Origin of the sequence: Tomitella cavernea (assembly GCF_016599145.1) — a bacterium.
Classification (GTDB): Bacteria; Actinomycetota; Actinomycetes; order Mycobacteriales; family Mycobacteriaceae; genus Tomitella; species Tomitella cavernae.
On the sequence record NZ_JAENKO010000026.1, the window covers coordinates 15338 to 42107 of the forward strand.

The 26770-nt window shown below is 69.4% G+C and carries 26 protein-coding genes, 2 pseudogenes and 1 riboswitch; of the genes and pseudogenes, 18 read left to right on the forward strand and 10 right to left on the reverse strand.

Going from position 1 to position 26770, the window contains the following annotated elements; translation table 11 throughout:
* Window positions 1-33 precede the first annotated feature (33 nt).
* The 4 genes and pseudogenes from JJ683_RS10450 (at window position 34) to JJ683_RS10465 (ending at window position 2701) form a co-directional block, all read left to right on the forward strand.
* Window positions 34-525, forward strand: coding sequence for a methylated-DNA--[protein]-cysteine S-methyltransferase (locus JJ683_RS10450; RefSeq protein ID WP_307810843.1), 492 nt, complete (start codon window positions 34-36; stop codon window positions 523-525).
* A 210-nt stretch (window positions 526-735) separates the two neighbouring features.
* A pseudogene (locus JJ683_RS10455) lies at window positions 736-1197 on the forward strand (RNA polymerase sigma factor); the annotation flags it as partial.
* A gap of 131 nt (window positions 1198-1328) precedes the next feature.
* The gene (locus JJ683_RS10460; RefSeq protein ID WP_200173862.1) at window positions 1329-2090 is read left to right on the forward strand and encodes a methylated-DNA--[protein]-cysteine S-methyltransferase; all 762 of its coding nucleotides are present in this window, start codon (window positions 1329-1331) and stop codon (window positions 2088-2090) included.
* Window positions 2090-2701 (forward strand): DNA-3-methyladenine glycosylase I, encoded by a 612-nt coding sequence (locus JJ683_RS10465; protein WP_200173864.1) that lies wholly within the window; start codon window positions 2090-2092, stop codon window positions 2699-2701. Before JJ683_RS10460 ends, JJ683_RS10465 begins: the two co-directional genes overlap by 1 nt.
* Here the strand turns inward: JJ683_RS10465 and JJ683_RS10470 are convergent.
* Window positions 2667-3491 (reverse strand): siderophore-interacting protein, encoded by an 825-nt coding sequence (locus tag JJ683_RS10470; protein ID WP_200173866.1) that lies wholly within the window; start codon window positions 3489-3491, stop codon window positions 2667-2669. The genes JJ683_RS10465 and JJ683_RS10470 overlap by 35 nt on opposite strands.
* A gap of 140 nt (window positions 3492-3631) precedes the next feature.
* Window positions 3632-3828: riboswitch (FMN riboswitch) on the forward strand.
* 48 nt (window positions 3829-3876) lie between these two features.
* Between JJ683_RS10470 and ribB the strand changes: the two genes are divergently transcribed.
* Both ribB and JJ683_RS10480 read left to right on the forward strand, forming a co-directional pair.
* On the forward strand, window positions 3877-5190 hold the full coding sequence (gene ribB / locus JJ683_RS10475; RefSeq protein ID WP_307810844.1) for a 3,4-dihydroxy-2-butanone-4-phosphate synthase: 1314 nt from the start codon (window positions 3877-3879) through the stop codon (window positions 5188-5190).
* 11 nt (window positions 5191-5201) lie between these two features.
* Entirely contained in the window at window positions 5202-5645 is a 444-nt protein-coding gene (locus JJ683_RS10480; protein WP_200173868.1) for a VOC family protein, read from the forward strand.
* Window positions 5646-5744: 99 nt separating this feature from the next.
* On the opposite strand, the gene dmpG is transcribed toward JJ683_RS10480, so the two are convergent.
* The 3 genes from dmpG to JJ683_RS10495 are packed head-to-tail and all read right to left on the reverse strand — an operon-like array spanning window position 5745 to window position 8608.
* Window positions 5745-6773: a 4-hydroxy-2-oxovalerate aldolase gene (gene dmpG, locus JJ683_RS10485; protein WP_200173870.1), complete on the reverse strand. Its 1029-nt coding sequence runs from the start codon at window positions 6771-6773 to the stop codon at window positions 5745-5747.
* Between the two features lie 3 nt (window positions 6774-6776).
* Window positions 6777-7757, reverse strand: a complete 981-nt coding sequence (locus JJ683_RS10490) for an acetaldehyde dehydrogenase (acetylating) (RefSeq protein ID WP_200173872.1) — start codon at window positions 7755-7757, stop codon at window positions 6777-6779.
* Window positions 7754-8608, reverse strand: coding sequence for a 2-keto-4-pentenoate hydratase (locus JJ683_RS10495; protein WP_200173874.1), 855 nt, complete (start codon window positions 8606-8608; stop codon window positions 7754-7756). Before JJ683_RS10495 ends, JJ683_RS10490 begins: the two co-directional genes overlap by 4 nt.
* A gap of 81 nt (window positions 8609-8689) precedes the next feature.
* On the opposite strand from JJ683_RS10495, the gene JJ683_RS10500 reads away from it, so the two are divergent.
* From JJ683_RS10500 to JJ683_RS10510, 3 genes are all read left to right on the forward strand, one after another.
* Entirely contained in the window at window positions 8690-9475 is a 786-nt protein-coding gene (locus JJ683_RS10500) for an IclR family transcriptional regulator (RefSeq protein WP_307810845.1), read from the forward strand.
* A 351-nt stretch (window positions 9476-9826) separates the two neighbouring features.
* Complete coding sequence (fmdA, locus tag JJ683_RS10505) at window positions 9827-11074, forward strand: formamidase (protein WP_200173879.1); 1248 nt, start codon at window positions 9827-9829, stop codon at window positions 11072-11074.
* Between the two features lie 7 nt (window positions 11075-11081).
* Window positions 11082-11702 carry an AmiS/UreI family transporter gene (locus JJ683_RS10510; RefSeq protein ID WP_200173881.1) on the forward strand — a complete coding sequence of 207 codons (621 nt, stop codon included), beginning with the start codon at window positions 11082-11084 and terminating at the stop codon, window positions 11700-11702.
* 138 nt (window positions 11703-11840) lie between these two features.
* Here JJ683_RS10510 and JJ683_RS10515 read toward each other — a convergent pair whose 3' ends face one another.
* On the reverse strand, window positions 11841-12473 hold the full coding sequence (locus JJ683_RS10515; RefSeq protein ID WP_242474604.1) for a TetR/AcrR family transcriptional regulator: 633 nt from the start codon (window positions 12471-12473) through the stop codon (window positions 11841-11843).
* Window positions 12474-12589: 116 nt separating this feature from the next.
* Between JJ683_RS10515 and JJ683_RS10520 the strand changes: the two genes are divergently transcribed.
* On the forward strand, window positions 12590-14119 hold the full coding sequence (locus JJ683_RS10520) for a DHA2 family efflux MFS transporter permease subunit (RefSeq protein ID WP_200173883.1): 1530 nt from the start codon (window positions 12590-12592) through the stop codon (window positions 14117-14119).
* 214 nt (window positions 14120-14333) lie between these two features.
* Here JJ683_RS10520 and JJ683_RS10525 read toward each other — a convergent pair whose 3' ends face one another.
* Window positions 14334-15305 carry a zinc-binding dehydrogenase gene (locus JJ683_RS10525; RefSeq protein WP_200173885.1) on the reverse strand — a complete coding sequence of 324 codons (972 nt, stop codon included), beginning with the start codon at window positions 15303-15305 and terminating at the stop codon, window positions 14334-14336.
* Window positions 15306-15580: 275 nt separating this feature from the next.
* Between JJ683_RS10525 and JJ683_RS10530 the strand changes: the two genes are divergently transcribed.
* On the forward strand, window positions 15581-15967 hold the full coding sequence (locus JJ683_RS10530; RefSeq protein WP_200173887.1) for a YciI family protein: 387 nt from the start codon (window positions 15581-15583) through the stop codon (window positions 15965-15967).
* A gap of 10 nt (window positions 15968-15977) precedes the next feature.
* Window positions 15978-16142 (forward strand): annotated as a pseudogene (locus JJ683_RS10535) (RNA polymerase subunit sigma-24); the annotation flags it as partial.
* A gap of 183 nt (window positions 16143-16325) precedes the next feature.
* On the opposite strand, the gene JJ683_RS10540 reads toward JJ683_RS10535, so the two are convergent.
* Together JJ683_RS10540 and JJ683_RS10545 are read right to left on the reverse strand one after the other, a co-directional pair.
* Window positions 16326-16556, reverse strand: a complete 231-nt coding sequence (locus JJ683_RS10540; protein WP_200173889.1) for a ribbon-helix-helix domain-containing protein — start codon at window positions 16554-16556, stop codon at window positions 16326-16328.
* Between the two features lie 154 nt (window positions 16557-16710).
* Complete coding sequence (locus JJ683_RS10545; protein ID WP_200173891.1) at window positions 16711-18282, reverse strand: flavin-containing monooxygenase; 1572 nt, start codon at window positions 18280-18282, stop codon at window positions 16711-16713.
* Window positions 18283-18414: 132 nt separating this feature from the next.
* Between JJ683_RS10545 and JJ683_RS10550 the strand changes: the two genes are divergently transcribed.
* Window positions 18415-19632 carry a PucR family transcriptional regulator gene (locus JJ683_RS10550; protein ID WP_200173892.1) on the forward strand — a complete coding sequence of 406 codons (1218 nt, stop codon included), beginning with the start codon at window positions 18415-18417 and terminating at the stop codon, window positions 19630-19632.
* Window positions 19633-19659: 27 nt separating this feature from the next.
* Here JJ683_RS10550 and JJ683_RS10555 read toward each other — a convergent pair whose 3' ends face one another.
* A complete protein-coding gene (locus JJ683_RS10555) occupies window positions 19660-21156 on the reverse strand; it encodes an MFS transporter (RefSeq protein ID WP_200173940.1) in 1497 nt (498 codons plus the stop codon).
* Window positions 21157-21361: 205 nt separating this feature from the next.
* Between JJ683_RS10555 and JJ683_RS10560 the strand changes: the two genes are divergently transcribed.
* Entirely contained in the window at window positions 21362-22072 is a 711-nt protein-coding gene (locus tag JJ683_RS10560; protein ID WP_200173894.1) for a TetR/AcrR family transcriptional regulator, read from the forward strand.
* Between the two features lie 276 nt (window positions 22073-22348).
* Window positions 22349-23359: a sulfite exporter TauE/SafE family protein gene (locus JJ683_RS10565; RefSeq protein ID WP_200173896.1), complete on the forward strand. Its 1011-nt coding sequence runs from the start codon at window positions 22349-22351 to the stop codon at window positions 23357-23359.
* A gap of 55 nt (window positions 23360-23414) precedes the next feature.
* Here the strand turns inward: JJ683_RS10565 and JJ683_RS10570 are convergent, their stop codons facing one another.
* Window positions 23415-23774: a DsrE family protein gene (locus tag JJ683_RS10570; RefSeq protein WP_200173898.1), complete on the reverse strand. Its 360-nt coding sequence runs from the start codon at window positions 23772-23774 to the stop codon at window positions 23415-23417.
* Between the two features lie 232 nt (window positions 23775-24006).
* Between JJ683_RS10570 and JJ683_RS10575 the strand changes: the two genes are divergently transcribed.
* From JJ683_RS10575 to JJ683_RS10585, 3 genes are all read left to right on the forward strand, one after another.
* Window positions 24007-24528, forward strand: a complete 522-nt coding sequence (locus JJ683_RS10575) for a hypothetical protein (RefSeq protein ID WP_200173900.1) — start codon at window positions 24007-24009, stop codon at window positions 24526-24528.
* Window positions 24529-24686: 158 nt separating this feature from the next.
* Window positions 24687-25526: an ABC transporter ATP-binding protein gene (locus JJ683_RS10580; RefSeq protein WP_200173902.1), complete on the forward strand. Its 840-nt coding sequence runs from the start codon at window positions 24687-24689 to the stop codon at window positions 25524-25526.
* A gap of 3 nt (window positions 25527-25529) precedes the next feature.
* Window positions 25530-26723, forward strand: a complete 1194-nt coding sequence (locus JJ683_RS10585; protein ID WP_242474605.1) for an ABC transporter permease — start codon at window positions 25530-25532, stop codon at window positions 26721-26723.
* Window positions 26724-26770: the final 47 nt, after the last annotated feature.

A 26770-nucleotide genomic window follows, 5' to 3' on the forward strand; every position in this document is an offset into this window, starting at 1 on the left:
CGCCGCCGCGGGGCGCGCGTAACGTCGGTGCATGTGCGCACCCACACCGTGATCGATTCGCCCATCGGCCCGCTCACGCTGGTCGGTGACGACGACGTGCTGTGCGGGCTGTACATGCAGACGCGCCGCCACCCGCCGGCTGCGGATGCCCTCGGCGAGCACGTGCACGGCGCGCTCGCCGAGACGACGGAGCAGCTCGGCGAGTACTTCGCGGGCGAGCGGGACCGTTTCACGCTGCCCCTCGCGCCGCACGGGACGCCGTTCCAGCTTTCGGTGTGGGACCGGTTGCGGGCCATACCGTACGGCCGGACGCGCTCCTATGCGGACGTGGCCGCGCAGTTGGGCAGGCCGTCGGCGGTGCGTGCGGTTGCGGCGGCCAACGGACGCAACCCCATCAGCATCATCGTGCCCTGCCACCGGGTGATCGGGAGCGACGGGCGTCTCGTCGGATACGGCGGCGGCCTCGCACGCAAGGAGTTCCTGCTGAGCCTCGAGGCCGGCGGTGGTCAGGACGCGCTGTTCTGACCACGCCCCTGCGGAGACCCCGGGCGATCCCCACCGCATCCGCACTGACCTCGTCGTTCCGGACTCACCTCACATTCCGGCGCCCCGCGACGTATACATACTGTGAACATGAGCCGCTCCCGCACGCCGCCCCGCAGCGCCGCCGCAGGGCCCAGCGCCGCTGCAGGGCCCAGCGCCGCCGCAGGGCCCTGCGGCGCCGCGGGGCCGGGCATGCCGTTCCAACGCGTCGTCGAGGCCCACGGCGTCGCCGTGCTGCGGGTGTGCCGCGCCTTGGTCGGCCCGGTGGACGCGGATGACGCCTGGTCGGAGACCTTCCTCGCCGCGCTGCGCACGTATCCGGAGCTGCCGCCCGGCCGCAACATCGAGGCCTGGCTGGTCACTATCGCGCAGCGCAAGTGCATCGACATGCTCCGCGCCCGCGGCCGCGGGCCCGTGCCGGTGGCCGAGCCGCCGCCCGCGCGAAGCAGCGTCGGCATCCCCGGCGCCGCCGACGAGTTCGCCCCGCTCTGGCACGCCCTGGGGGACCTGCCCCTCGTGCAGCGCCAGGCGGTGGTCTACCACCACCTGATCGGCATGCCGTACGCGGAGGCAGCCACGATCATCGGGAACTCCGCGGCGGCCGCACGCCGCGCCGGTGCCGACGGCGTCGCGGCACTGCGCAGAGCGTTCGCCGATCGCACCCCGGACACCCAACACGCCCCTCACACCCAGCACGCCGCTGACACCCGACGCACCTCCTCGCCACGGCGGCCCACCGCAGCGGCCGGCAGTCGCGCACCCCACACCAACGGAGGAGACAAGCCATGAACTCCACGACGACCCCGGCGCACCCGGGACCCGTGCCCCGGGACTCCGCGTGCGTGCGTGCGGGCGGCACTGCCCGCACCGATCCGCTCGATACGCTCGCGCTCCTGCAGGCGGCCGGCCCCGAGGCCGGTGAGCACTCCGTGGTCGAGGAGTTGTTCGCCCACATCCTGACCGGCGCCGATCACGAGGGTCTGATCGACGTCGCCTACCGCACAATGGATTCACCGCTCGGCCCGCTGCTCATCGCCGCGACGCCGTCCGGGGTCGTCCGGGTGGCGTTCAGCGTACAGGGACACGATGCCGTCCTCGAGGATCTGGCCGCGCGGGTCTCGCCGAGGGTGCTCCGCATGCCGTGGCGTCTCGACGGCGTCGCCACGGAGATCGACGAGTACTTCCGCGGCGTCCGCGCGGCGTTCACCGTTCCGGTGGACCTGCGGCTGGCGCATGGTTTCCAGCGCCGGGTCCTCGAACATCTCCCGGAGATCCCGCGCGGCGGCACCGCCGGCTACGCGCAGGTGGCCCAGGCTGCGGGCAGCGCGGGGGCGGCCCGCGCCGTGGGTACCGCATGCTCCCGCAACCCGATCCCGATCCTGGTGCCCTGCCATCGGGTCACGCGCAGCGACGGATCCCTCGGCGGGTACATCGCCGGCCTTGCGGCCAAGCAGTATCTGCTGGACCTCGAGACGGCTGAGGAGCCGTCGGATGCTGCGGCGACCGGCGACGGATGCGCCGAGCCCGGCGGGGCGGGGGACGCGTGATGCCGGAGACGACGGCGATCGTCGGCGCGGACGGCGTGGCCCGCTGCCCTTGGGCGGTCACCGATCCGCTCAACACGCAGTACCACGACACGGAATGGGGCGTGCCGGTCCACGGTGAGCAGCCGCTGTTCGAGCGGATCTGTCTCGAGTCGTTCCAGGCCGGCCTGTCGTGGCTGACCATCCTGCGCAAACGGCCCGCGTTCCGGGGGGCTTTCGCGGGCTTCGAGGTAGACAGGGTCGCCGCCTTCACCGACGACGACGTCCAGCGCCTGCTCGCCGATTCCGCGATCGTCCGCAACCGCGCGAAGATCGAGGCCGCCGTGGGCAACGCCCGTGCCGTGCAACGTCTCCGCGATGCGGAGGGCCTCGATGCGATGCTGTGGGACTATCGCGATGCGGATCCCGCCGCCCCGCGCACGGTGGAGGAGGTGCCCACCCGGAGCGCCGCCTCCGAATCGATGGCGAAGGACCTGCGCGCGCGGGGTTTCCGCTTCGTCGGCCCCACTTCGTGCCACGCGCTGATGGAGGCTACGGGGATCATCAACACCCACCTGGTCGACTGCCACCGCCGCGGGATCAGTGCCGATTGCGCCAGTAGCCGCAGAACATGATGTTGTTCTTCGACACGCCGCCGCGCACCCAGTGGCGGCGCAGCCCCGACGCCAGGCTCTGCTCGCCGACCACCCACCCGTAGAACGGCTCCGCCGGAGGCGCCGCCGCGCACGCCGCGGCAAGGACGGATTCTCCTGGCGCCGTGCCGGGATCGCGCACGATCCACCGCACGTCGACGCCCCCGGGGTGCTCCAGCGCGCGGCGGTCGTCCGCATCGGGCACCTCGACGAACGCCGTGCCGGTCACATCGGCGTCGAGCGACGAGAGCACCCCGCCCAACGCGGGCAGCCCCGACTCGTCGGCCGCGAGCACCACGCTGCGCAATGACGGATCCGGGTTGAACCCGACGCCCTCGTCAAAGACGGCCACCGCGTCCCCCGGGCTGCAGGTGAGCGCCCATGCGGCGGCAGTGCCCGCCTCGCCGCACCCGTCCTGTCCGTGCAGCACGAAGTCCACGTCCAGCTCGGGCCCGTGCGGGCCGTCGGCGCGATAGCCGCTCACGGTGTAGTTGCGCAGCACCGGCCGCGTCGTCTTCGAGATCGTCAAATACCGCAGGTAGGCGATGGTGTCGAGCTTCGCAGGCAGGCGCGACAACGAATCCTCCACCACTGGGATGAACAGCCGGAACCACTGATCGAAGCCCATGTGCTCGAACCGGTCGACGTCCCCGCCGCCGAGGGTCACCCTGGCGAACGTCTTCGACAGCCGCTGCGTCCCCACGACCTCCAGCGTCAGCAGCTCGGGGCGGTCGGGCTTGATGCCCCGGGATCTCATGTTCTCGCGCGCCATACGGCCTCCCTGGGTTCGGGCGGCCCCGCCGCCCCCGTCATAGATTAGCTCAGCCTAACCTCATTAACCGGGCGGCACAGTTCCATCGGGCGGGAAACATGCACGACAGGACCGCCGCACCGGGTGGTAACGTCGAAGCCGGAAGTTCTCGGGGCGGGGTGCAATTCCCCACCGGCGGTGATGACGCCGTGCACAGTGGCCTTTTCACAGGGCCCACACCGTGTGCCGGCATCGAGCCCGCGAGCGCCCTCGGGTGGAGTGATTCACCCGGGGGGACGAGCAGATTCCGGTGCGATCCCGGAGCCGACGGTCACAGTCCGGATGAGAGAGAACGCCACCGACGGGGTTTCCGTCCACCGTCGGCCACCGCCCTGAGATCACCGCAGTGATCGAGAAAGTGGGCGAGGACATGTTGACCGGAGACGCGCAGTTCGTCGGGCACAGTGTGCAGGGACACCGGCCGCACCCCGCCGGCGCCGCGCACGCCCGCGTAGCCGGCAGCCGATTCGACGGTATCGACCGCGCCATTGCCGACATCGCCGCGGGCAAGGCCGTCGTGGTCGTCGATGACGAGGACCGGGAGAACGAAGGCGACATCATCTTCGCCGCGGAGACGGCCACCACCGAACTCGTCGCGTTCACCGTCCGCTACAGCTCCGGCTACCTGTGCGTGCCCATGGTCGGCGACGACTGCGACAGGCTCGACCTGCCGCCGATGTACCGGTCCAACGAGGATCCGCACGGCACCGCCTACACCGTCACTGTCGACGCGCGCGCGGGCGTCACCACGGGCATCAGCGCCCACGACCGCGCGCTGACGATTCGCGCCCTCGCCGACAGGGGCTCCGCGGCCGCCGACTTCTCGCGGCCCGGACATGTGGTCCCCCTGCGCGCCCGCGAAGGCGGTGTGCTCGTGCGCCCCGGCCACACCGAGGCCGCCGTGGACCTGACACGCCTCGCCGGGCTCAACCCGGTGGGCGTGGTGTGCGAGATCGTCAGCGAACAGGACCCCACCACGATGGCGCGCACCCCCGAGCTGCGCGAGTTCGCGGACACCCACGGACTGGCCCTGGTCACCATCGCCGACCTAGCCGAATGGCGGCGCACCCACGAACAACTCGTCACACGCGGGCCAGTGGCGAACGTCCCCACCACGCACGGCACCTTCCGTGCCGTCGGATACACCGGGGCCGTCGACGGCCGCGAGCACGTGGCGCTGCTCGCCGGCAGACCCACCGCGCCGGCCGCCGCCGAGGCCGACCCCGCCCCGGGGCCCGCCACGGTGCGCATCCACGCCGAGTGCCTCACCGGCGACGTGTTCGGATCCACCCGCTGCGGCTGCGGACACGACCTGGGCTCGGCGATGGACGCGGTGTCGGCCGCCGACTGCGGCGTCGTCCTCTACCTGCGGGGGGAGGCCGCGCGCGGGCAGGGGCTGGTGCACACGCTGCGCTCCTTCGCCGCCGACGAGTCCGCCGCGGCCGCGATGCCCGCGGCTCCTACCGCGGGTGACCTGCACGTCGCCGCGCAGATACTCGCCGACCTCGGCTTCGATTCCGTTCGGCTCCTGGCCTGCGACGCGGACGCAGCGACGCTGAGGGGTGCCGGCAGGGAGGTCCTCGCCCGGCACGGGATCGACGTCGTCGAGGTCGCCCCCGTCGTCGGCGGAAACCCGGATACGACCGCCGCCACCGCGTAGCCTCCGTCCCTATGGTTCGCCGCATCGACTTCATCACCTTCGCCACGGAGGATCTCGACGCCGCGCGCCGCTTCTACGTCGACGGCCTCGACTGGACGCCGCTGCTTGACGTGGCCGGGGAGATCATCTTCTTCCAGAGTGCGCCAGGGCAAGTGCTGGGGCTGTTCGACGCCCGCAAGTTCGACGAGGACCTGCCCCGCGGCGTCGGCGACGCGTCGTCCCGCACGCGGGTGTCCGGCGTGACGCTGGCCCACAACGTCGGTTCGCGCGGCGAAGTGGTGGGCGTGGTCGACGCGATGCGCCGCGCCGGGGGCACCGTGCGCACCGCGCCCGAGGACGGCGCCTTCGGCGGGGTCTTCCACGCGCACGTCGAGGACCCGGTGGGCATCGTGTGGGAGATCGCGCACAACCCCGGCTGGCATGTCGACGCCGACGGGAACGTCGAGCTCGGTTGACGCGACGGCGCCGACGCCCCCGCGACGGGTTGTACCCGCTGCAAGAGCGTCGGCGCCGTGGAAATGCTCCGCCTCGCCGGCGATCGCGCGCGGCGGCGACTAGGCCGCGCCGTCCTCCTCGCGCTCGGCGACGAGGGTGAGTGCGATGTCGACGATCATGTCCTCCTGGCCGCCGACGAGCTTGCGCTTGCCGCACTCCATGAGGATGTCGCGCACGTCCAGGTCGTAGCGCTTGGCGGCCGTCTCCGCGTGGCGCAAGAACGACGAGTACACGCCCGCGTACCCGAGGGTGAGGGTCTCGCGGTCGACGCGCACCGGGCGGTCCTGCAAGGGGCGGACGATGTCGTCGGCCGCGTCCTCGAGCGCGTTGAGCTCGCAGCGGTGCTCGAAGCCCTCGAGGTTGGCCACCGCCACGAACGCCTCGAGCGGGCAGTTGCCGGCACCTGCACCGTGGCCGGCGAGGGATGCGTCGACGCGGTAGACGCCCTCCTCCACCGCGGTCACCGAGTTGGCGACGGACAGCGACAGGTTCTCGTGCGCGTGGATCCCGATCTCGGTCTCCGGCTTGAGCGCGTCGCGGTAGGCGTGCACGCGGTCGCGGACGCCCTTCATCGTCAGGCGCCCGCCCGAGTCCGTGATGTACACGCAGTGCGCGCCGTAGGACTCCATGAGCTTGGCCTGCTGGGCGAGCACGGCAGGCTCGGCCATGTGGTTGAGCATGAGGAAGCCGGCGACGTCCATGCCGATCTCGCGTGCGGCCTCGATGTGTTGGGCCGAGACGTCGGCCTCTGTGCAATGGGTGGCGATGCGCACCGAGCGCACGCCCAGGTCCCAGGCCTTCTTGAGCTCCTCGACGGTGCCGACGCCGGGCAGCAGAAGCGTGGTCAGGCGCGCGTTCTCGAGCACCTCGCCGGCCGCGGCGATCCACTCCCAATCGGTGTTGGAGCCGGGCCCGTAGTTGACGGATCCACCGGCCAGCCCGTCACCGTGCGCCACCTCGATGGCGTCGACGCCGGCCTCATCGAGGGCCTTGACGATGCGCTTGACGTCGTCGGTGCCGATCTGGTGGCGTACGGCGTGCATGCCGTCGCGCAGCGTGACGTCCTGGACGAAAATGGGGGTGCTCATGTCTTATGCCTCCTGCGCCTGGCTGCCGGCCGGGACGGTCTTGCGGGCCGCGATCCGCTCGGCCACCTGCAGGCCCGCGGACGTCATGATGTCGAGGTTGCCGGCGTAGGCCGGAAGGTAGTGCGCGGCGCCCTCGACCTCGAGGAACACCGACACCTGGTGCGTGGGCTTGTCGTCGTCGGCGATGTCGTCGTCCAGCAGCGTGTCCACCGGGCGGTTCTCATCGATCTCGGTGACCTGCACCTTCTGCTTGAGCCGGTAGCCGGGCACGTAGGAGGCGACCTCGTCGATCATCTTGTCCACCGAGAGCTTGATCTCCTCGTGGATCGTCGGGTCGTCGGCCTTGACCAGGCAGTAGACCGTGTCGCGCATGATCAGCGGCGGCTCGGCCGGGTTGAGGATGATGATGGCCTTGCCGCGCTCGGCACCGCCGACCTTCTCGATGGCCTCGGAGGTGGTCTCGGTGAACTCGTCGATGTTGGCGCGCGTGCCGGGGCCCGCGGACTTCGAGGCGATCGACGCGACGATCTCCGCGTAGGCGACGGGTGCCACCCGGGAGACGGCGGCGACGACCGGGATCGTGGCCTGACCACCGCAGGTGACCATATTGACGTTCTGCGCGTCCTGGTTCTCGCCCAGGTTCACCGCCGGCACCACGTAAGGGCCGATGGCGGCGGGGGTCAGGTCGACCATGCGCTTGCCCAGCGGCTGGAGGATCTCCGCGTTGTGCACGTGCGCCTTGGCCGAGGTGGCGTCGAAGACGATCTCGATCTCGTCGAAGTTCGGCAGCTTCAGCAGGCCCTCGACGCCCTCGTGGGTGGTGGGGACGCCCATGCGCTTGGCGCGCGCCAGGCCGTCCGAGTCGGGGTCGATGCCCACCATGGCGCCCATTTCGAGGTGCTTGGCGGTGCGGATCACCTTGATCATCAGGTCAGTGCCGATGTTGCCGGAGCCGATGATCGCTACTTTGGTCTTAGTACTCACTTGTCATTCCCTTCATAAGTGTCCGCGCCTTCGCTGAACCGGGCGGTGACGCTGCCGAGCCCGCTGATCTCCACGGTGACCTCGTCGCCCGCACTGATGGGACGCATCGGGCCGAGCGCCCCGGAGAGGATGATCTGGCCGGCGCGCAGCGGCTCGCCGAAGTCGCGGGCCGCGCGGGCCAGCCAGGCGACGGCGTTGAGGGGATCACCCAGGCAGTCGGCGCCGGTGCCCGATGAGACCTCCTCGCCGTTGATCAGCATCTTCATGGCGACCTCCACCGGAGTGAACTCGCTCAGCGTCCGGCGCTCGGCGCCGAGCACATAGACGCCGGCGGACGCGTTGTCGGCCACCGTGTCGCCGAAGTGGATGTCCCATCCGGCGATGCGGCTGTCGCACACCTCGATGGCGGGCATGCCGTAGTCGATGGCGTCGCGGATCTGCGCGGCGTCCAGGTCACCGTCGGCAAGGTCCTTCGCCAGCACGAACGCGACCTCGGCCTCGGCCTTGGGCTGGAGCAGGTGGCCCATCGGCACGATGTGCCCGGGGGCGTAGTCCATGTCGTCGAACAACACGCCGAAATCGGGCTGGTCGACGCCCATCTGCGCCTGCACGGCCTTCGACGTCAGCCCGATCTTGCGGCCGACGATCTTCGCTCCGCCGGCGAGCCGGCCCTGCGTGAGGCGCTCCTGCACCCGGTAGGCGGCGGGCAGGTCGGTGGAGCCGATGAACTCACGCACAGGGTCGCACGCCACGCGGGAGTTGAGCGCGTCGAGCAGCCGTTGGGCGGCCTTCTCCTCGGCCGCCAACTGCACCGCGGTGGGCGAGCCGGCGCCGTCGATGGATTGCGTCATGAGACCAGCATGACCTGCGCGGGCCGTGCCCACCAGGCTTGCGTATCGCTCAGCGATACGCAAGCGGGTACCGTGACGGGCGTGGACGACGGGGCGGACCGGAACAGCGTGGACAGGCACACTGTCATCGGCAAGGTGGTGCTGATCCTGCACGCGTTCTCCGCCGACGACCACACCGTGGGCCTCGCCGAGCTCGTCCGGCGGACGGGTCTGCACAAAGCCACCGTGCGGCGCCTCGCAGAGGAACTCACCACGGTCCGGCTGCTGGACCGCGCCGACGGCGGCTACCGGCTCTCGGGCGGGCTGTTCGAGCTGGGCATGCGCGCGTCGGTGGAACGCAGCCTGCTCGAGCTGGCCATGCCGTTCCTCCAGGACCTCTACGAGCGCACCCACGAGACGGTGCACCTGGGCGTGCTCGATGGCCGCGAGGTGGTGTACGTGGCGAAGATCGGCGGTCACCGGCAGGCCAGCGCGCCCTCACGCACCGGGGGCCGGATGCCACTGCACTGCACCGGAATCGGTAAGGCACTGCTGGCGCACGCCTCCCCCGAGCTGCGCCGTCAGGTGCTCGGCGGCCCGCTGGAGCGGCGCACCCCGCGCACCATCGTCGCGCCCGGGCTGCTGGCTCGGCAGCTGGACGCCGTCGTCGAGCAGGGAGTGTCGTTCGAGTACGAGGAATCCACCATGGGCATCGCGTGCGTGGGGGCGCCGATCCTCGACGTCGCCACCAACGCGCCCGTCGCCGCGATCAGCGTCACCGGTCCCATCGCACGGTTCCGGCCCGACGCGCACGTCGCCGCCGTGCGGGCGGCCGCCGGCGGGATCGCCTCCACGTTGCACCGGCGTGAGGGCCTGCGCGTCGGGTGAGCACGGCAGAGCCTGGCAAGCCCGGCCGTACCGCCCTTCCCAGCCTCTCGGATTAGAATCACCGAGATCACTCAGTTCAATTATGTGAATCCCTCAAACGCCGCGAATATCGGTGTTACTGTGATCACATACCCTCCGTGCCGGAGGATCGCCGGAATAGCCAGGAACGCCGTTCGCGACCAGGGCCGGGAACGCGCATTTGATCGTGCCCTGCACAATCGCGCCGCCGCAGAGTCGGCCCGTCACACAACCCCCGAGGGGCGGTGATGCTCGCAAACTTCCATTCCCCGACATTTTCGCGCTGTCGGTGAATCTCACTTCCCGACCTCCATGTCACGTGAGGAGCGTTCGATGCCCGAACTCCTGTTCCCCCTCGATTCCACGAAACCGTTCACCGAGCAGCAGATCGTCGGCCACAACCGTTGGCACCCGGACGTCCCGGCAGCGGTGACCGTCAAACCCGGCGAGGAGTTCCGTGCGCACTGCCGCGAATGGTTCGACGGTGCGATCAAGAACGACGACTCGGCCGAGGACATCCGCAATGCGCCGATGACCAAGGTCCACGCATTGTCCGGCCCGTTCGCGGTCGAGGGCGCCAAACCCGGCGACCTGCTCGTCGTGGACATACTCGATGTCGGCCCTCTCCCGCAAGAGGATTCCGGGCCGCTCGCAGGTCAGGGCTGGGGCTACACCGGCATCTTCGCCAAGAAGAACGGCGGCAGCTTCCTCGTCGATCAGTTCCCCGACGCCTACAAGGCGGTCTGGGACTTCTCCGGGCGGACGTGCACTTCGCGGCACGTACCCGGGGTGGAATTCACGGGGATGACCCATCCCGGGTTGATGGGCACCGCACCATCGCCCGGATTGCTCGCCAAGTGGAACACTCGCGAGGCTGCTCTCATCGCCACCGACCCGGACCGTGAGCCGCCGCTGGCGCTGCCGCCGGAACCGCGGGACGCAATCCTCGGCACCCTCAGCGGGGCCGAGTTCGACAGAGTCGCCGCAGAAGGCGCCCGCACCGCCCCGCCCCGGGAGAACGGCGGAAACCAGGACATCAAGAACCTCACCGCCGGCACCCGCATCTTCTACCCGGTGTACGTCGACGGCGCGAAGTTCTCGTTCGGTGACCTGCATTTCTCTCAGGGCGACGGCGAGATCACGTTCTGCGGCGGCATCGAGATGGGCGGGTTCATCGACCTGCGCTTCGAGATCATCAAGGATGGCATGTCGATCTACAATGTCGACGAGAATGCCATCTTCATGCCCGGAAACACCCCGCCGCAGTACTCGGAGTGGCTGGCATTCTCCGGCACGTCGGTGACCCTCGACGGCGAACAGCGCTACCTGGATTCCCAGCTCGCCTACCAGCGCGCCTGTCTGCACGCCATCGACTACCTGACCACCTTCGGCTACAGCCCCGAACAGGCCTACCTTCTGCTGGGGGCGGCGCCGATCGAGGGCAGGTTCTCAGGGGTGGTCGACATCCCCAACTCCTGTGCCACCGTCTACCTGCCTACGGCGATGTTCGATTTCGACGTGCGCCCGTCCGCCGACGGACCCATCAAGATCGATCCCGGCATCGGCGCCCCCAAGGCGTGAACCCGCCATGTCCTCCGTAGGACTGCTCTACGTCGGCGCCGTGCTGTTCATGAACGGCGTCATGCTGCTGGGGTATTTGACCCCCCGTGAGGCGGCGCCGATCAACTTCTTCGTCGGCGCACTGCAGGTGATGACTCCCACGGTGATGATCCTGATCCTCGCAGACGGCGACCAGCAGACGATCATCAGCGCTTCGGGGCTGTACCTGTTCGGGTTCACCTACCTGTGGGTGGCGATCAACGGCGTCAAGGACTGGGGCGGCCACGGGCTCGGCTGGTTCAGCCTGTTCGTCGCCGTCTGCGCGGTGGTCTATGCGCTGCACAGCTTCATCACCGTGGACGATTACGGCACCGGAGTGCTGTGGCTCGGGTGGGCGGTCCTGTGGTTCCTGTTCTTCCTCGTATTGGGATTGGACATGGACTTCCTGACCAGGGGCACCGGCGTGTTCACCTCGGTCGTCGGATTGGCGACCGGCGCAGGGGCCGCCTTCGCGATGCTGTTGGGGGCCTGGAGCGGGACCAACACCGCTGCGGCCATCGGAATCGGCGTCGTCTGCCTGGTCGCACTGGTGGGCATGCAACCGCTCGGGCGGCTCCTTGGAAAGAAGGAGGTACCGGTGGAGTCGTGACACCGGGCCGGAGTCACCCCGGTACGCGCGGGGTTTCGTACACCCGGCCCCTCGGGCCGCAGTTCCGCGCCTCGCTGCAGCGGTGGCGCCGGCGTGAGGGCCTGCGCGTCGGGTGAACACGATGGCGGGACCCGGCCGCTACTCTCCCGGCGTCTCGATGGTGCAGCCGGTCAGCTCCGCCAATGCGTCGTCGCCCGCGACGTGGGCGGGCGCCTCGATGGCGAGCAGCACGTTGATGAGCATCCCGTGCGCGAGGAAGTCCCGCGCTTGATCCGGTGTGCAATGGGTGCGGTCGACGAGCAGCCGGTAGATGCTCGCCATCCCGGCCCGTGCGAGCGCGCCGATCTCCGGTTCGGCCCCTGCGGCGAACCCGTGCATGAGCACGAGCAGTTGCGCACGGTCCGCGACGAGCTCCTTGTATGCGCCGCCCAGGGACTCCCAGTACTCGGGCGTGTCCGCGGTGATCTCCGGCGTCTGGCCCAGCTCGTCCAGCTTCTGCTCGAACACGCCCACCGTGCGCTCGAACGCTTCCGTGACGACCGCGCGGAACAGCTTCGACTTGCCGCCGAACATGCGCACCACGTAGGGCTGCGAGACGCCGGCCGCCTGCGCCACCTCATCCGTGGTGGTACCCGCGTAGCCGCCGCGCGCGAACTGCTCCGTCGCTGCAGCGATGATCGAACGTCGCCGGTCCTCGCGGCTCATGCGCGTGACCGTCGTGCCGTCGTCGGCTGACGCGGACGTGCGTTCGGTGCGTTTCTCAGCGGACATATTGACAGGTTATCAGTCAATGCTTAATACTCGAATCGCTAAGTAATCAGTCGATGCTTACGAGTGGTTCTTTCGCGGCGCCACCCGCAGGAATCCACCGAATCGAGGTGCACAGCATGACCACCACATCCACCCCGGAACTCCCGGCCGCACCCGTCGGCGACGACGCAGCCGGAGCCCGCCTCCACGCCAGGCCACTGTGGCTCACCCTGCTCGCAGTGTCGCTGCCCATGTTCATGGCGACGCTCGACAACCTCGTCATCACCAGCGCACTGCCCGTCGTCCAAGCGCACCTGCACGCGTCGGTGACACAACTCGAGTGGTTCATGAACGCCTACACGCTCGCCTTCGCCACGTTGATGCTCGCAGCGGCCGGCATCGGAGACAGGTGGGGACGGCGGCGCGTGTTCGTCTGGGGCATCGCACTGTTCACCGCGGGATCCATCGCATCTGCGCTGTCGTCGAGCCCCGAGACGCTCATCATCGGCCGCACCGTGCAAGGCATCGGCGCCGCCGCGATCCTGCCGCTGTCGCTCGCCCTGCTCGCGGGCGCGGTGCCCGAATCACGGCGCGCGCTGGCGATCGGCGTGTGGGGCGGCGTGTCCGGGCTCGGCGTGGCGCTGGGCCCGGTGATCGGCGGCGCGATCGTCGACGGCATCTCATGGCAGGCCATCTTCTGGCTCAACGTGCCCGTCGCCGTCATCGCGATCCCGCTGGTCCTCGCCACGGTCGACGAGACCCGGTCGATGCGCGTGCACCTGGACCCGGGCGGCGTGCTGCTCGCCGGAACGGCCGTGTTCCTCACGGTGTGGGCCATCGTGCACGGCAACGACGACGGGTGGACGTCTCCGGGCGTACTGGTGCCGCTGATCGTCGCCGCCGGGCTCGCCGGGGCCTTCGTCGCCTGGGAACTGCACGCCCGTCAACCCGTGATGCCGATGCGCCTGTTCCGTTCCCGCAACTTCACGCTCGCCAACATCATCGCGGTCGCGTTCTCGCTCGGCATGTTCGGCGCCGTGTTCCTGCTGGTCCAGTACCTGCAGGTAGTAATGGGTTACAGCCCCCTCGAGGCGGGCCTGCGGACGCTCCCGTGGACGGCGGCGCCCATGATCGTCGCCCCCATCGCGGGAGCACTCGCCCCGCGCGTAGGCCTACGGCCGCTGCTCACCGTCGGGCTCGCACTGCAGGCCGGTTCGCTCGCTTGGATGGCCGCGCTGCTGGGCCCATCGATGGAGTACACCGCGCTGGTCCCCGCGATGGTGATGGCCGGCATCGGCATGGGCCTCACCTTCGCGCCGGTGGCCACCGCGGTGCTCGCGGACCTCGCGGACGCGGACCATGCGGCGGCGAGCTCGGCCAACTCGACTCTGCGCGAGGTGGGGGTGGCGCTCGGCATCGCGGTGCTCACGGCGGTGTTCCTCGGCGCCGGCGGGCAGATCTCGCCGGTCGGATTCGACGGGGCGCTGCAGCCGGCGCTCTTCGTCGGCGCCGCCGTGGTGGCAGCCGGCGCCGTGGCCGCGCTCTTCCTGCCGGGGCGGAGCGCGGCGGTGCGGCACGATACGTCAGGTGGTGCCGCGCCGGATGATCCTGCACCTGGTGATCGCGCACCAGCACCGACGCATGTCGCGCCCGAAGTTCAAGCGTGACGATCACGTCGCGCTCGAAGTTCGAACGCGACACCGCCTCGCGCCCGTAGTTGCCGCCAATGGTCCGTAACTACGCACTGGACCCGACAACTTCGGGCGTCACTCACGGTGACGCCTGAAGTTCGAGCGCGACAAGCAGGTCACGTCCGAAGTTCGAAGTCAGATCGCGTCGCCTTCGAAGTTCGAACCCGACCGCGGCAGACCCGCCCCCGCCCTACGGCACGAGCACGATCCGCTCCTTCACCCCGTCCTCCATCAGCCGGTGCGCCTCGGCGGCCTGCTCCAGCCGCAGCACCCGCGGCTCGCGCACCCGCAGCCGACCCGCTGCGAGCATCCGGTTCATGACCGCCGCCGCGGCCGCCAGGTCATCGAGGGAGGCATTGGAGATCGCGAAGCCCGTGATCGACGCGTCGCGGGTGTAGATCCCGCCGGCGGGCAGCGGCGGCCGGGCGCCGAGCCCCGACATGAGCACCACCCGCCCGCCGTGCCCCAACAGCGGAATCGAGACCTCCAGGTCGTTGCGCCCCGAGTTGTCCCACCACACGTCGGCGCCGTCGGGCAACGCCGTCCCGAGGCGGGCCGGGAGGTCGCCGGCGCGGTAGTCCACCACATCGTCGGCGCCCAGGTCGCGGCACCACTGCGCGTCAGCGGCCGAGGCGGTGGCGACGACGCGGGCGCCCGCCGCCGCGGCCAGCTGCATTGCGGCGCTGCCGACTCCGCCGGCGGCGCCCTCGATCGCCACCGTCTCGCCGAAGGCCAGCCGCGCATGCCGGAACAACCCGAGATAGGCGGTGGCCGCGGTGTGCAGCAGCGCCGCCGTGGTGACCGTGTCCGCCCCGTCCGGCAGCGGGTACAGCCGCTCGGCGGGCACAAGAACATACTCGGAGAACGTGCCCTGGCGGCCGTGGTGGCCCATGCTGTTGGTCCACACGCGGTCGCCGGGCGCGAACTCGTGTGCGCACGCCGCGCCACTGTGCACCACGGTGCCCACCGCGTCGCGGCCGATGACGAACGGGAAGGGTGTCGGTGTCGTGTAGGCGCCGGAGCGCACGAACCGGTCGACGTGGTCGACAGCGACGGCCTCGGTGCGCACCTGGACGTCACCGGGCCCGCCGGCCGGTACCGGCTGCTCCCCTGTCTCGATCACGTCCGGCCCGCCGAGGCTGTTGATGAACACTGCGCGCATGGACTCCATCGTGCTCCCTCTCCTGTTCATCGGGGCCGACCAGCCGGCCGGGCTCCACACCGTGGCCCGATCCGAGTCGCGGGAAACGTTCCGGCCGGACTGCTCCTTCGCGCATGCTTACCCGTATCGCGGCATCGCACCACACCAGTTGAGGCGCCTTCTGCGGCATTACACGAAACCTCCGCCCCGCCCCGGCAGCCGCCGATGTCGAAATCGACGGACCCGCCCCGTCCCAGTAGTGAAAGCACCCGCATCGGAACATGAGGAGTCACGCCATGAAATACCTGATGCTCAAGCACTACCGCGGCGCCCCCGCCGTCGACTTTCCGCCGATGGACCAGTGGACGCCCGACGAGATCGACGCACACATCCGGTTCATGAACGAGTTCGCCGACCGGCTCAAGGCGACCGGCGAGTTTGTCGATGCCCAGGCCCTCTCGCCGGACGGCGCCTGGGTCCGGTTCGACGGCCCGGGCCGGCCTGCCGTGACCGACGGCCCGTTCGCAGAGACCAAGGATCTCATCGCCGGGTGGATCGCCATCGACGTGGACACGTGGGACCGTGCGGTGGAGTTGGCCGGGGAGCTCTCGGCCGCGCCGGGGCCGCGCGGCGAACCCATCTACGAGTGGCTCGAGCTTCGCCCGTTCCTCGCGGCGCCGTAGGGCCCTGTCGGTGGACCCCGCCCTGCCGCGGTACACCGCGGCCCGCACCTACCTGCACGAACGCGCAGGCGACACCGCTCTCACGGCCGATCTGTATGCGGAGGCGGCCCGCGCCGCGGCCAGCGTGCCCGAGCGCGACCACCTCATCCGCGAGGCCGCGCGGCTCCAGCACTGATCACGGCGCCCGCGGCGCCTACAACTGCAGGTGCAAGCGGAGCGCGTCGTCAAACGCGTTCATCGTCGGCGCCGGCAGCCGTGCGATCACCGGCCCGAATCGCCCGACCGCGATCGAACGCGCCTGTTCCGCCTGCACCTTCGAATCCATACGCAGCCCGGTTCCAGATCGACCAGCCGCACGTCACCGCGCAGCATCAGCGAGACCGTCCCCCGCGGGGGACATCCACGCCGCCGCCTCGCCGGACGTCTCCCACTCGTCCCACGCGGCGGCGTAGTCGTCCTCCAGGCCGGCATCCCGCAGCAGGCGAACCGCACGCTGCACCGCAGCAGATCGGGAGGACAATCCCGCTGCATGCACGTAGGAGTCGAGCATGTCGACGTCCTCCTGCGGCAGGCTCACGCTGATCTTCATACCGCGATCCTGCCCCGGAGCACAGCGATGCACTCGTCCAGCCGACCCCTGTCCACACGCTGTCAGCGGTGAGCCGACGCCGTCGGTGTGCTGAACCTCGGTAGCAGCATCCTCGGCATCGACTCGCTCATGCCGTTGCTCGCCTCGAGCGAGGTCACGCAGTCTCTCGCGCGGCTGATCGTGCTGTTTCAGGGCTGGCCACTGCCGGGCTCGTGACGGTCCCCGCCGCGCTCATCCGCAGGTTCTCGTCGTCCTCCACGGGCGACTTGCGCAGCAGTTTCACATCCTGCCAGTAGCTCATCGACGTCTGCCACGGCGCGCGATCGCCCTGCTGCGGCAGGTGATCCACCGCGCGCTGGATGTAACCGGCCGCGAAGTCGAGGAACGGCCGCGTCGCCATGCCCTCCGGCGCCTCGGGTACCACGGTGTCGGCGCCCCGGGCGTCCATCAGGCCCAGCAGACGGCAGAAGTGCTCGCACAGCATGCCGATCTTCAGCGTCCACGAGGAGTTGGTGTAGCCGATGGCGAACGCCAGGTTGGGCACCCCGGAGAGCATGAACCCCTTGTAGGCGCGGGTCTGGTGCAGGTCGATCTCGCGCCCGTCGACGATCAGCGGCACCCCGCCGAACGGCTGCACGTTGAGCCCGGTGGCCGTGATGACGATGTCCGCCTCGAGGTGCCCGCCGGACTCGAGACGGATGCCGGTTTCGTCGAACTCGGCGATCCGCTCGGTGACGACAGAGGCCTTCCCGCCGCGGATGGCGCGGAACAGGTCGCCGTTCGGCACCACGCACAGCCGCTGGTCCCACGGGTCGTATGGCGGGCTGAAGTGCGTCTCCACCGGGTAGCCGTTGGGCAGCAGCCGCTTGTTGATGCCCAGGATCACCCGGCGCATCAGGTGCGGAAAGCGCTGGCACAGCTGGAACATGATCTGCTGGCGGATGATGTTCTTGGTGCGCGCCACCGGGTGGGAGATGCGCTCGCCGAACACCTTGCGCAGCGTGTTGGCCACGAAGTCTTCGGAACGCAGCGGGATGATGTAGGTGGGCGTGCGCTGGAGCATGGTGACATGCTCAGCGTCGTCGCACATCGACGGCACCAGCGTGACGGCCGTGGCACCGCTGCCGATGACCACCACCTTCTTGCCCGCGTAGTCGAGGTCCTCCGGCCAGTGCTGCGGGTGCACCACGGTTCCGCGGAACCGCTCGCGGCCCTCGAAGTGCGGGGTGAAGCCTTCGTCGTAGCGGTAGTAGCCGCCGGCGGAGAAAACCCAGTTCGCAGTGGCCGTGGACCGCGCGCCGGTGTCGGTGTGCTCGATGTCGATGGTCCAGCGCGCGTCGGCCGACGACCACGATGCGCCCACCACCTTGTGGTGCAGGCGCACGTGCTCGTCGATCCCGAACTCGGCCGCCGTCTCGCGCAGATACGACAGGATCTTGCCGGCCGGCGCGATGGCGTCGTCGTCGTTCCACGGCTTGAAGTCGTAGCCGAAGGTGTGCAGATCGGAGTCGGATCGGATGCCGGGGTAGCGGAACAGGTCCCACGTGCCGCCGGTGCCGCCGCGCGCCTCGAGCACCGCGTAACTGCGCTGCGGATGTTCGCGCTGCAGGTAGTACGCGGCGCCGATGCCGGAGATCCCCGCGCCGATGATGACCACGTCGAGGTGCTCGCTACGATCGCCCGCGCCCGTGCCGTTGCCGCTGTCGATGAAATCTGTCGCCGTCATGCCCGCTCCTGCCCTGTCGTCTGCGTTGATTCCATCTTCCCCGCAGTCGCCGCCGCGCGGAATATCAATGTGCACCTACATACACAGCAACTTGTGCAGTGTGCACCATGCGCGCCGGTTATGGTGGGCACCATGCCGTGGCCGACCCCCTCCCCGCGCGTCCAGGAGCTGATCCGGCAGGGAGCCGGTATCGCCCTGAACGTGCCCGAGGAGTGGATGGCGGACCTGGACACCGTCACACTCTCGGGCGCGGCGCGCAGCCGGATCGCCGACGACCCTGCGCTCGCCGAGGCCACCCGCCGCACCAACCGCGCCAACCTGCTGACCTGGGCCGCCGCGAACGTACGGGCCCCCGGGGAACCTGTGGTGGCGCAGGTCGACGACGCGCAGATCGGCGTCGCCCGGGATATGGTGCGGCGCGGTCTGGACGAGGCGGCGCTGGACGCCTACCGGGCCGGGCAGAGTGTGGCCTGGCGGTACTGGATGAAGATCGCCTTCGCCCTCACCCGCGATCCCGCCGAGCTGGAGGAGCTGCTCGACGTCACGTCGCAGTCGATCTCGGCGTTCGTCGACGACGTCGTCACCGCGCTCGCCACGCGCATGCGATCCGAGCGCGCCGAGCTCACCCGCGGCTCGCAGGCCGAGCGCCGCGAGGTGATCGCGCTGCTGCTCGACGGCGCCCCCATCACCCGCGAGCGCGCCGAGTCCCGGCTGGGCTATGCGCTGGAACGCACCCATCATGCGGCAGTGGTGTGGAGCAAGGGGCCGGACCCGGATGTCACCACCGTGGATCATGTGGCGGAGGTCCTGGCCCGGCCGACAGGCGGCGCACCTTCGCTGATGGTCTCGGCGGGGTCGGGGACACGGTGGGTGTGGAGTCAGGCCGCGCCGGACCTCGCCGCGGTGGAGGCCGCAGCCGATGCGGCGCCCGACGTGCGCGTGGCGCTGGCCGGGCCCGCGCACGGGGTCACGGGATTCCGGCGCGCCCACTTGGACGCGCTGACGGCGCAGCGGATGCTCGCCCGGCTGGGGTCACACCGGCGCGTCGCGCACTACGACGCGATCGCGCTGGTAGCGCTGGCCACCGAGGATTCCGAGCGCGCCGCGCGCTTCGTCTCGCGCACGCTGGGCGGGCTCGAACACGCCGACGACACGCTCCGCGAGACCGTGCTGACCTACGTGCGCAGCCAGTCCAACGCCACCCGGGCGGCCGAGTCGCTCTACACGCACCGCAACACGCTGCTGCGGCGCCTCGAGCGCGCGGAGGATGTGCTGCCACGGCCGCTGGCCGACAATCCGATCGACGTGGCGGTGGCACTGGACATCGTGCGCTGGCGAGCGCGGGGCTGACGTTGCGCCGCTGTCGTGGCGCCGGGATCAGGCCCGGGACGCCGCGAACCCCGCGGCATCGTCCGCCTCGCCGGCGATCCCCGCGGCACCCTCTACCGACTCGACCTCGACCACCTTCTCGTCGCCCTGGGCCGGGCGGTACTTCGGCAGCAACGCCGCGATGACGAGCGCCACCAGCGACGCCCCGGCGGCAGCGCCCATGACGATCTGGAAGGCTGTGTTGCTGGGCAGCACGGCCCCGCCGATCTCCATGGTCACCGAGGCGACGATGACGCCGGCCACGGCGCTCGCGAACGACGTGCCGAGCGAGCGCATGAGCGTGTTGAAACTGTTGGCCGCGCCGGTTTCCTCCGGCGGGACGGCGCCCATGATGAGGGCGGGCATCGCCGCGTAGGCCAGGCCGATACCGGCGCTGATGATGCCGGACAGCACCACGAGCTGCCACACCGAGTTCATCCAGAACACGCCCATGAGGTATCCGAGTCCCACCACGACGGCGCCCGTCATCAGCGTGTACTTGGGCCCCACGCTCATCGTGATCCGGGAGGACACCGGGGCCATCGCCATCATCAGCAGGCCGCCGGGGGCCATCGCCAGGCCGGCCACCAGGATCGACTGGCCCAGGCCGTAACCGGTGAACTCGGGGATCTCGATGATCTGCGGCACCACCAGCGACTGCGCGAACATCGCGAAGCCGAACACCACCGAGGCGATGTTGGTCATGAGCACCTGCTTGCCCGCCGCGACCCGGACGTCCACCAGCGGACGCGGCGCGCGCAGCTCCCACAGCACCCACGCCACCGCCAGCACGGCCGCAGCGACGAACAGGCCCACCGTCAGTCCCGAGCCCCAGCCCCAGTCGGCGCCCTTGGAGATCGCCAGCAGCAGCGACACCAGCGTGGCGGACAGGGCCGCGGCCCCGGGGTAGTCGAACGAACCGGAGGCGCGCAGGTGCGATTCCGGCACCACGATCACGGTGAGCACGAACGACAGCACGCCGAGGCCGGCGGATACCCAGAAGAGCATGTGCCAGTCCGCGTACTGCGCGATGAATGCGGCGAGGGGCATGCCGAGCGCGCCGCCGACACCGAGCGACGCACTGATGACGGCGACTCCGCCTGCGAGCTTCTCCGGCGCCATGATATCGCGCATCAGGCTCATGCCCAGGGGGATCACGCCGGACGCGAAGCCCTGCAAGGCGCGGCCGATCACCAGCGGCGCCAGGCTTGATGCGAACGCGGCGATGAGCGATCCCACCACGAGGATCACCAGGCTCACCAGCAGCAAGCGGCGCTTGCCGTACATGTCGCCGAGTCGGCCCATGACCGGGGTGGCGACGGCAGCAGCGAGCAACGTCGCGGTGATCGCCCAGGCCGTGTCACCCGCCGATGCCCCGACGAGATCCGGAAGTTCGGGAATGATCGGGATGATCAGAGTCTGCATGAGCGCGACGACGATGCCGCCGAGCGCGAGCACCGCGACGATGGCGGAGTTCTTCTTGTCGTGCGGCCCTGCGTCTCCCATCGGGTCGGCGGGCCCTGCTTGTGCTGCCATACGTGTCCGATCTGATCTACGCCGCCGGTGGCCACCCGACCGCGGCGGCAATTTAAGTCAAGTGACTTGCGTGACGATATATCAGTCACCTGACTTAGAACAACCGTCTCCGAGGTAGGGTGACGGAACTCTCGGACCGGAAACGCGCTCCGGCGCACTGGAAGGATTCGGCCTCATGACCCCCGCGACCGCCCCGCCCGCCCCCGGCGCGCGCAACACGCGCACCGCCGCGACCCGCGCCGCCATCACTGCGGCGGCCGAGCGGCTTTTCGCCGAGCGCGGCGTCTCCGCGGTGTCCAACCGACAGGTGGGCGAAGCCGCCGGGCAGGCCAACAACACGGCGGTCGCCTACCATTTCGGCACCAAGACCGACCTGATCCGGGCGATCATCCGCAATCACGCGCAGGACATCGAGGCCAGGCGTGCACCGATGCTCGAGAGCGTCCGCGGATCCGCGGACATCCGCGACTGGATCCGCTGCCTGGTCCTCCCGTCCACCGAGCATTTCGCCGCACTGGGCACCCCCTCCTGGTATGCGCGGTTCAACGCGCAGGTGATGACCGATCCCGCCCTGCGTGCCCTCATCTACGAGGACGCCCTCGCCTCGGCGTCGCTGCAGGAGACGCTCCAGGGCCTGCGCGCCACGGCCGGCGCGATCCCGCCGCGCATCCGGCGCACCCGCGCCGACATGGCACGCCAACTGCTGGTGCACATGTGCTCCGAGCGGGAACGGGACTTGGCCCTGACCGCCGCCGGTACCGCCGACCCGGGGCAACAACACTGGGCGGGCGCCCCCGTCGACGGCGATGCCGGGACCTGGGCGGAACTCAGCGCCGACCTCGTCGACGCGCTCACCGGGCTGTGGACCGCGCCAGTCACCCGCTGACCGGGTCACGCAACCGGGGCTGGGCGGCGGAACCGTATACTGGCCGTCAGGTCGCATTCCGGCCGCCTTGCTCTCCTTTGACGTCCACCTGCCACGAGGTTCCCATGCGCCGCACCACCGTCCCGCTCCGCGGCCACGGCTGCGGCGTGCGGCTGACCATGCGGCGGCACGTGGACCTGCTGCGCGTGAGCAGCTCCGGCTGTACCGCTTCTCGCTGAGCCCCCCGCCGCCCGGCCCCCGCCGGCGGCGCGTTCCCCGAGATCTCGAGGTACCCCCGTGACCACCGCTGCCGTATCCGATTCCGACGCGTCCGACGTAGGGACTTCACCCACCGTCGATGCCCCTGCCGTCGATGCCCCTGCCGTCGATGCCGCTCCCGCCCCTGTCGCCACCACGCCCAGGCGCCTGCGCGCGTTCTTCGACTACCGGCGCACCATGATGACGATCGCCGTGCTGCTGGTGTTGATCCCGGCGATCGTGCTGTTCCCGGGCACCAGCCGCGAGGCGCTCACCGAGGGTCTCAACGAGGGCTTCACCATGGCGCACCTGCTGGCGTTCGTCGCGATCGCTCTGGTCGCCGCCGCGGTGAAGGGACTCTCCGGCTTCGGGTACGCCTTGATCGCCACGCCGCTGGCCGCGGTGCTCATCGACCCGTCGGTGGCCGTGATCGTGCTCGCCGTCCCGGCCCTGGTGATGAATCTGTTCCAGGTGGGCGAGACGGGCACCGGGTGGCAGTACCTGCGGCAGCATTGGTCGCTGGTCGCGGCGGCGCTCGTGGGCTCGGTGATCGGGGTGTTCATCCTCAAGAACTTCCCCGCCAAGCAGCTGCTGAGCGTGATCATCGGCGTCGTGCTGGTCAGCTACGTGATCTGGTCGGTGGCGCGCAAGGGCAAACCGGCCACCGGCACCGCGCACCCAGTCTCGTTGGGCACCGTCGGCGTGGCCGAGGGCGTGTTGCTGGGCGCCGTGAACATGGGCCCGCTGCTGCCCGCCTACCTGCACACCTTCGAGCGCGACGCCCGCCGCTACATCGGCGGCATGTCCCTGGTGTTCACGCTGGTGTTCGCCGAGCGCATCGGCCAGATGTCGGTGAACGGCCTCATGACCACGCAGCTGCTGTGGCTGGGGTCGGTGATCGCGCTGGTGACGCTGGTCGGTCTCGGGGCCGGCACGGTGCTGCGCCGCTGGGGCCGCATCAACCCGTCCGTGTTCAGCGCGCTGGTGCTCACGCTGCTGGGAGCAACAGGCGTGACGATGCTGGTCAAGGCGGTGCCACACTTCTTGTGAGTGGGCACGGCCTGTGCAACAGCACGGCCCGTGAAAGCGACGGGCCCGGGGCGGTTCACGGCCGCAGGTAGGACCATCCTTCGCGCTGCCGACGCACCAGGTGCGCCACCCCCGAGTCGACGACGGCGACGCCGGGCAGCAGGTCGTCCTCGGACAGATCCCGGGCCGTGAGCGTGTTGGCGCAGGCGCACACAGTCACCCTTTGCTCCCGCAGCTGTGCCACCGTGTCCGCCAGGCCGGTCTCGCCCGTGCACAGCTCCACGCCGGGACCGTGCGTGACCACCTCCACCTGGGTGTCCGGCCCCAGCGCGCGGAGCAGATTGGCGGTGTTGCGCAGCACTGCGGCCTGACGCCCCGGGTCGGCCTCCGGCAGGTGGACCACCACGCCGCAGACTGCTCCTTCGGTCTGGCCCATTCTGCCGCACTCCCCTCGTCGACGCCGCGCAGTGTCGCGGCGCGGTACCCATTGTCACGTCAGTGTCGCGCACAGGCTCCGCCGGGCCGCTCAAGCAAGCGGCCGGATGCCCGGCTTGTTTCGTTGTCCCTCCTGCTAACCCAGCCGGCCCGGGGGACGATACGGAGGATACGGGCCAACACGGCGCGGGGCGACGAGATCGGCGGCCGCCGGGCCGAGGAAGGACGACATCATGCGACGCACCCTCCTGCGCACCGCGGCGGCGGCCGGGGCCGCGGCACTCACCACCGGGATCCTCGGCCTGGGAGCGGCCTCCGCGAACCCCGTGCACACCCTGTGGCAGACCCCCGTGATCAGCGGACCGGACATCGGGCCCGCGTCGACACCCGAGGGGATGTTCCCGCTGATCCACGTCGCCGCCACCGACGGCCAGGCCCCGGGCGAGACGACGTTCTCGGTCCCCCGGCCGTTCCCGTACTACTACATGCACGCATCCCGCTTCGTCGTGATCCACTGGCAGAACGTGCAGACGGGGGCGTCAGGCGACGTGCCGTTGCGGTATTGGCAGAACCTCGAGGAATCCGGGGGCACCCCCAACCTTCCTCCCGAGTTCCCGGCCACCCTGCCCACTGCCGCCACCGTGCAAACGGGCACCGGTCCGGTGGTGGCGACGGTGACGCACTTCCGGACCACGTACCAGGCGCCGCCCGTGGCCGATGGTGTGGTCCCCGGAATCTCGATCTTCATTTCCTGAGGCCCGCCACACGAACCAACCACTGCCTGCGGATCACCGACCGGCGCCATCGACTTTCCAGTTGATCTCAGGTGGCTGCGCTCCGCAGTCCATTTGATGGCTCATCACCGAATCCACCGCACGCACCCTCGATAATCAACACTCGGTACAGTCTCAGCATGGCACTGACTGCGCGCGGCCTGACACGCACGTTCGGCCGGCACGTCGCCGTCGAGCATGCGTCTGTGACGTTGAAGTCGGGCAGCATCACCGGCTTGGTCGGGCCCAACGGTGCGGGCAAAACAACATTGCTTCTCATGCTCGCCGGACTTCTGGCACCCGATTCCGGTGTCATGGAGCTCGACGATGTCGAAGCAGAGTCGGCGCAGCTGCGGACGGTGGTCGGCTGGATGCCGGATGTATTCGGCACCTGGGACAGCCTGACGGCCACCGAGATTCTGATTCTGTTCGGACGCCTGCACGGACGATCGACGCAGAAAGCACGCGTGCGCGCAGCCGAGCTCCTCGAGCTGGTTCATCTCAACGAATTCGCTGACCGCCCGGCGCACGAACTCTCACGGGGCCAGAAGCAAAGACTCGGATTTGCGCGGGCGTTGGCCCACCGGCCACGAGTTCTCCTGCTCGACGAACCTGCATCCGGCATGGATCCACGCTCGCGCAGGGAACTGCGGGACCAACTGCGTGCGATGGCCGATCGGGGCTGTGCGGTTCTGATCTCGTCGCACATTCTCACTGAATTATCGGAGATGGTCGACGACGTGGTGATCATGACCGCGGGACGTACCCGGTATTCCGATCGACCCGAAGGCAGTCTTTGGCGGATTCGGGAAGCCGGTCAGTCGGCGGCCCGTGCCACGACGATGACCTTCGCCGACGAGGAGACCGCCGCACGCCACCTGGGCGAACTGATCACCGCTGGTGCGCGTATCGCCGAATTCTCCCGCATCGACTCCGCACTCGAGAACACCTACCTCGCGTTGGACACGGAGAGGACCTGACCGTTGACCAGCACAACGCACGAGTCCGGCGTCGATGTATCGGCGTCGCGCAAGGAGCGGGCTCTCGGATGGTGGTCGGTCGTCGGCGTCCTCATGCAACTCGAGCTCCGGCAGCGGTTGCGTACCACCCGGTGGAAAGCGACGCTCGGCATCGCCTTCGTCGTGCTCGCCGTCGCGGTCTTCGGGTCGATGTATATTGCGATGATCTCCGGCGGTGCGAGCTACCGCGACTGGGCACGGAATCTGTACGCGATCGTCATGGCGGCGGAACTTTTCTTCGGCATCATCTTGGCACCGACCCTGACCGCCACCGCCATCAACGGCGATCGCAAAGACGCCACACTTGCGCTGGTCCAAGCGACGCCGATCAGCAATCGGCAGCTGGTGGTCGGCAAGCTGGCCGGCAACTGGGTGTCCTGTCTGGCCCTGGTCGCGATTTCCTCCCCATTCCTGATCTGGGGGATGATCGCGGCGCCTTACGGCATTGCAATCGGACTACTCGGTGTAGTCGTCCTGTGCCTGCTGTTCGCCTGCTACGGCGGTATCGGCCTAGGATTCTCCGCACTCACCGCCCGGCCCGCGGGATCCGCGGTATTGACACAGGCGACTGTGTTCTTTCTGATTCTCGGGCTTCCGGCGCTGTTCGGCCTCTTCTACACCACCACATCGCAAGAACATCAGGTGGTGCGAGGAAAATACGCATACCCGGCACGTTCCAGCGAGCCGGGTATATCACCTACGAAAGAGCCCGTTTGTCACGATGTCGAGCAGACTGAGACCTTCTATCACACAGAACATATCTGGTGGCTGCTGGCACCAAATCCATTCCTCATTCTTCCAGATGTTGTAGCCGAACACGATAATCCGGTCTCCAACAACAACAGCTGGATCGCTGGCCAACGGCCGACTGACCCTACAATAATGACCCCGATTTCACAAATGTTGTCCAGGGCCCGCGCCGGTCCCTACATCAACGCTCCGCGCTGCCACGAATCGATGGCGCGGTATACCACCGACCCCACCGACTACCGGACGTTCTATCAAGCTCAGAATGCACACGCGAAGTCACGTGTCGGCGATAGCTGGCCCGTGGGACTGCTAGTGAACGCCGTATTCGGATTCATCGGGGTGTTTGTCGCCGCACGCCGGCTGCGTGTGCCGGCGGGGAAGCTTCCGAAGGGAACTCGGATTGCCTAGTCGACCGTCGCCATGGACCACGGTCGAATTGCCACCGGCGTCCCGGA

What these genes read in the sequence shown, in the direction of transcription:
- JJ683_RS10460 (WP_200173862.1), top strand. Translation starts at nt 1,329, where the DNA reads ATGAACTCCACGACGACCCCGGCGCACCCGGGACCCGTGCCCCGGGAC.
- JJ683_RS10465 (WP_200173864.1), top strand. Translation starts at nt 2,090, where the DNA reads ATGCCGGAGACGACGGCGATCGTCGGCGCGGACGGCGTGGCCCGCTGC.
- JJ683_RS10470 (WP_200173866.1), bottom strand. Translation starts at nt 3,491, where the DNA reads ATGGCGCGCGAGAACATGAGATCCCGGGGCATCAAGCCCGACCGCCCC.
- JJ683_RS10480 (WP_200173868.1), top strand. Translation starts at nt 5,202, where the DNA reads ATGGTTCGCCGCATCGACTTCATCACCTTCGCCACGGAGGATCTCGAC.
- dmpG (WP_200173870.1), bottom strand. Translation starts at nt 6,773, where the DNA reads ATGAGCACCCCCATTTTCGTCCAGGACGTCACGCTGCGCGACGGCATG.
- JJ683_RS10495 (WP_200173874.1), bottom strand. Translation starts at nt 8,608, where the DNA reads ATGACGCAATCCATCGACGGCGCCGGCTCGCCCACCGCGGTGCAGTTG.
- fmdA (WP_200173879.1), top strand. Translation starts at nt 9,827, where the DNA reads ATGCCCGAACTCCTGTTCCCCCTCGATTCCACGAAACCGTTCACCGAG.
- JJ683_RS10510 (WP_200173881.1), top strand. Translation starts at nt 11,082, where the DNA reads ATGTCCTCCGTAGGACTGCTCTACGTCGGCGCCGTGCTGTTCATGAAC.
- JJ683_RS10515 (WP_242474604.1), bottom strand. Translation starts at nt 12,473, where the DNA reads ATGTCCGCTGAGAAACGCACCGAACGCACGTCCGCGTCAGCCGACGAC.
- JJ683_RS10520 (WP_200173883.1), top strand. Translation starts at nt 12,590, where the DNA reads ATGACCACCACATCCACCCCGGAACTCCCGGCCGCACCCGTCGGCGAC.
- JJ683_RS10525 (WP_200173885.1), bottom strand. Translation starts at nt 15,305, where the DNA reads ATGCGCGCAGTGTTCATCAACAGCCTCGGCGGGCCGGACGTGATCGAG.
- JJ683_RS10530 (WP_200173887.1), top strand. Translation starts at nt 15,581, where the DNA reads ATGAAATACCTGATGCTCAAGCACTACCGCGGCGCCCCCGCCGTCGAC.
- JJ683_RS10540 (WP_200173889.1), bottom strand. Translation starts at nt 16,556, where the DNA reads ATGAAGATCAGCGTGAGCCTGCCGCAGGAGGACGTCGACATGCTCGAC.
- JJ683_RS10545 (WP_200173891.1), bottom strand. Translation starts at nt 18,282, where the DNA reads ATGACGGCGACAGATTTCATCGACAGCGGCAACGGCACGGGCGCGGGC.
- JJ683_RS10550 (WP_200173892.1), top strand. Translation starts at nt 18,415, where the DNA reads ATGCCGTGGCCGACCCCCTCCCCGCGCGTCCAGGAGCTGATCCGGCAG.
- JJ683_RS10555 (WP_200173940.1), bottom strand. Translation starts at nt 21,156, where the DNA reads ATGGGAGACGCAGGGCCGCACGACAAGAAGAACTCCGCCATCGTCGCG.
- JJ683_RS10560 (WP_200173894.1), top strand. Translation starts at nt 21,362, where the DNA reads ATGACCCCCGCGACCGCCCCGCCCGCCCCCGGCGCGCGCAACACGCGC.
- JJ683_RS10570 (WP_200173898.1), bottom strand. Translation starts at nt 23,774, where the DNA reads ATGGGCCAGACCGAAGGAGCAGTCTGCGGCGTGGTGGTCCACCTGCCG.
- JJ683_RS10575 (WP_200173900.1), top strand. Translation starts at nt 24,007, where the DNA reads ATGCGACGCACCCTCCTGCGCACCGCGGCGGCGGCCGGGGCCGCGGCA.
- JJ683_RS10580 (WP_200173902.1), top strand. Translation starts at nt 24,687, where the DNA reads ATGGCACTGACTGCGCGCGGCCTGACACGCACGTTCGGCCGGCACGTC.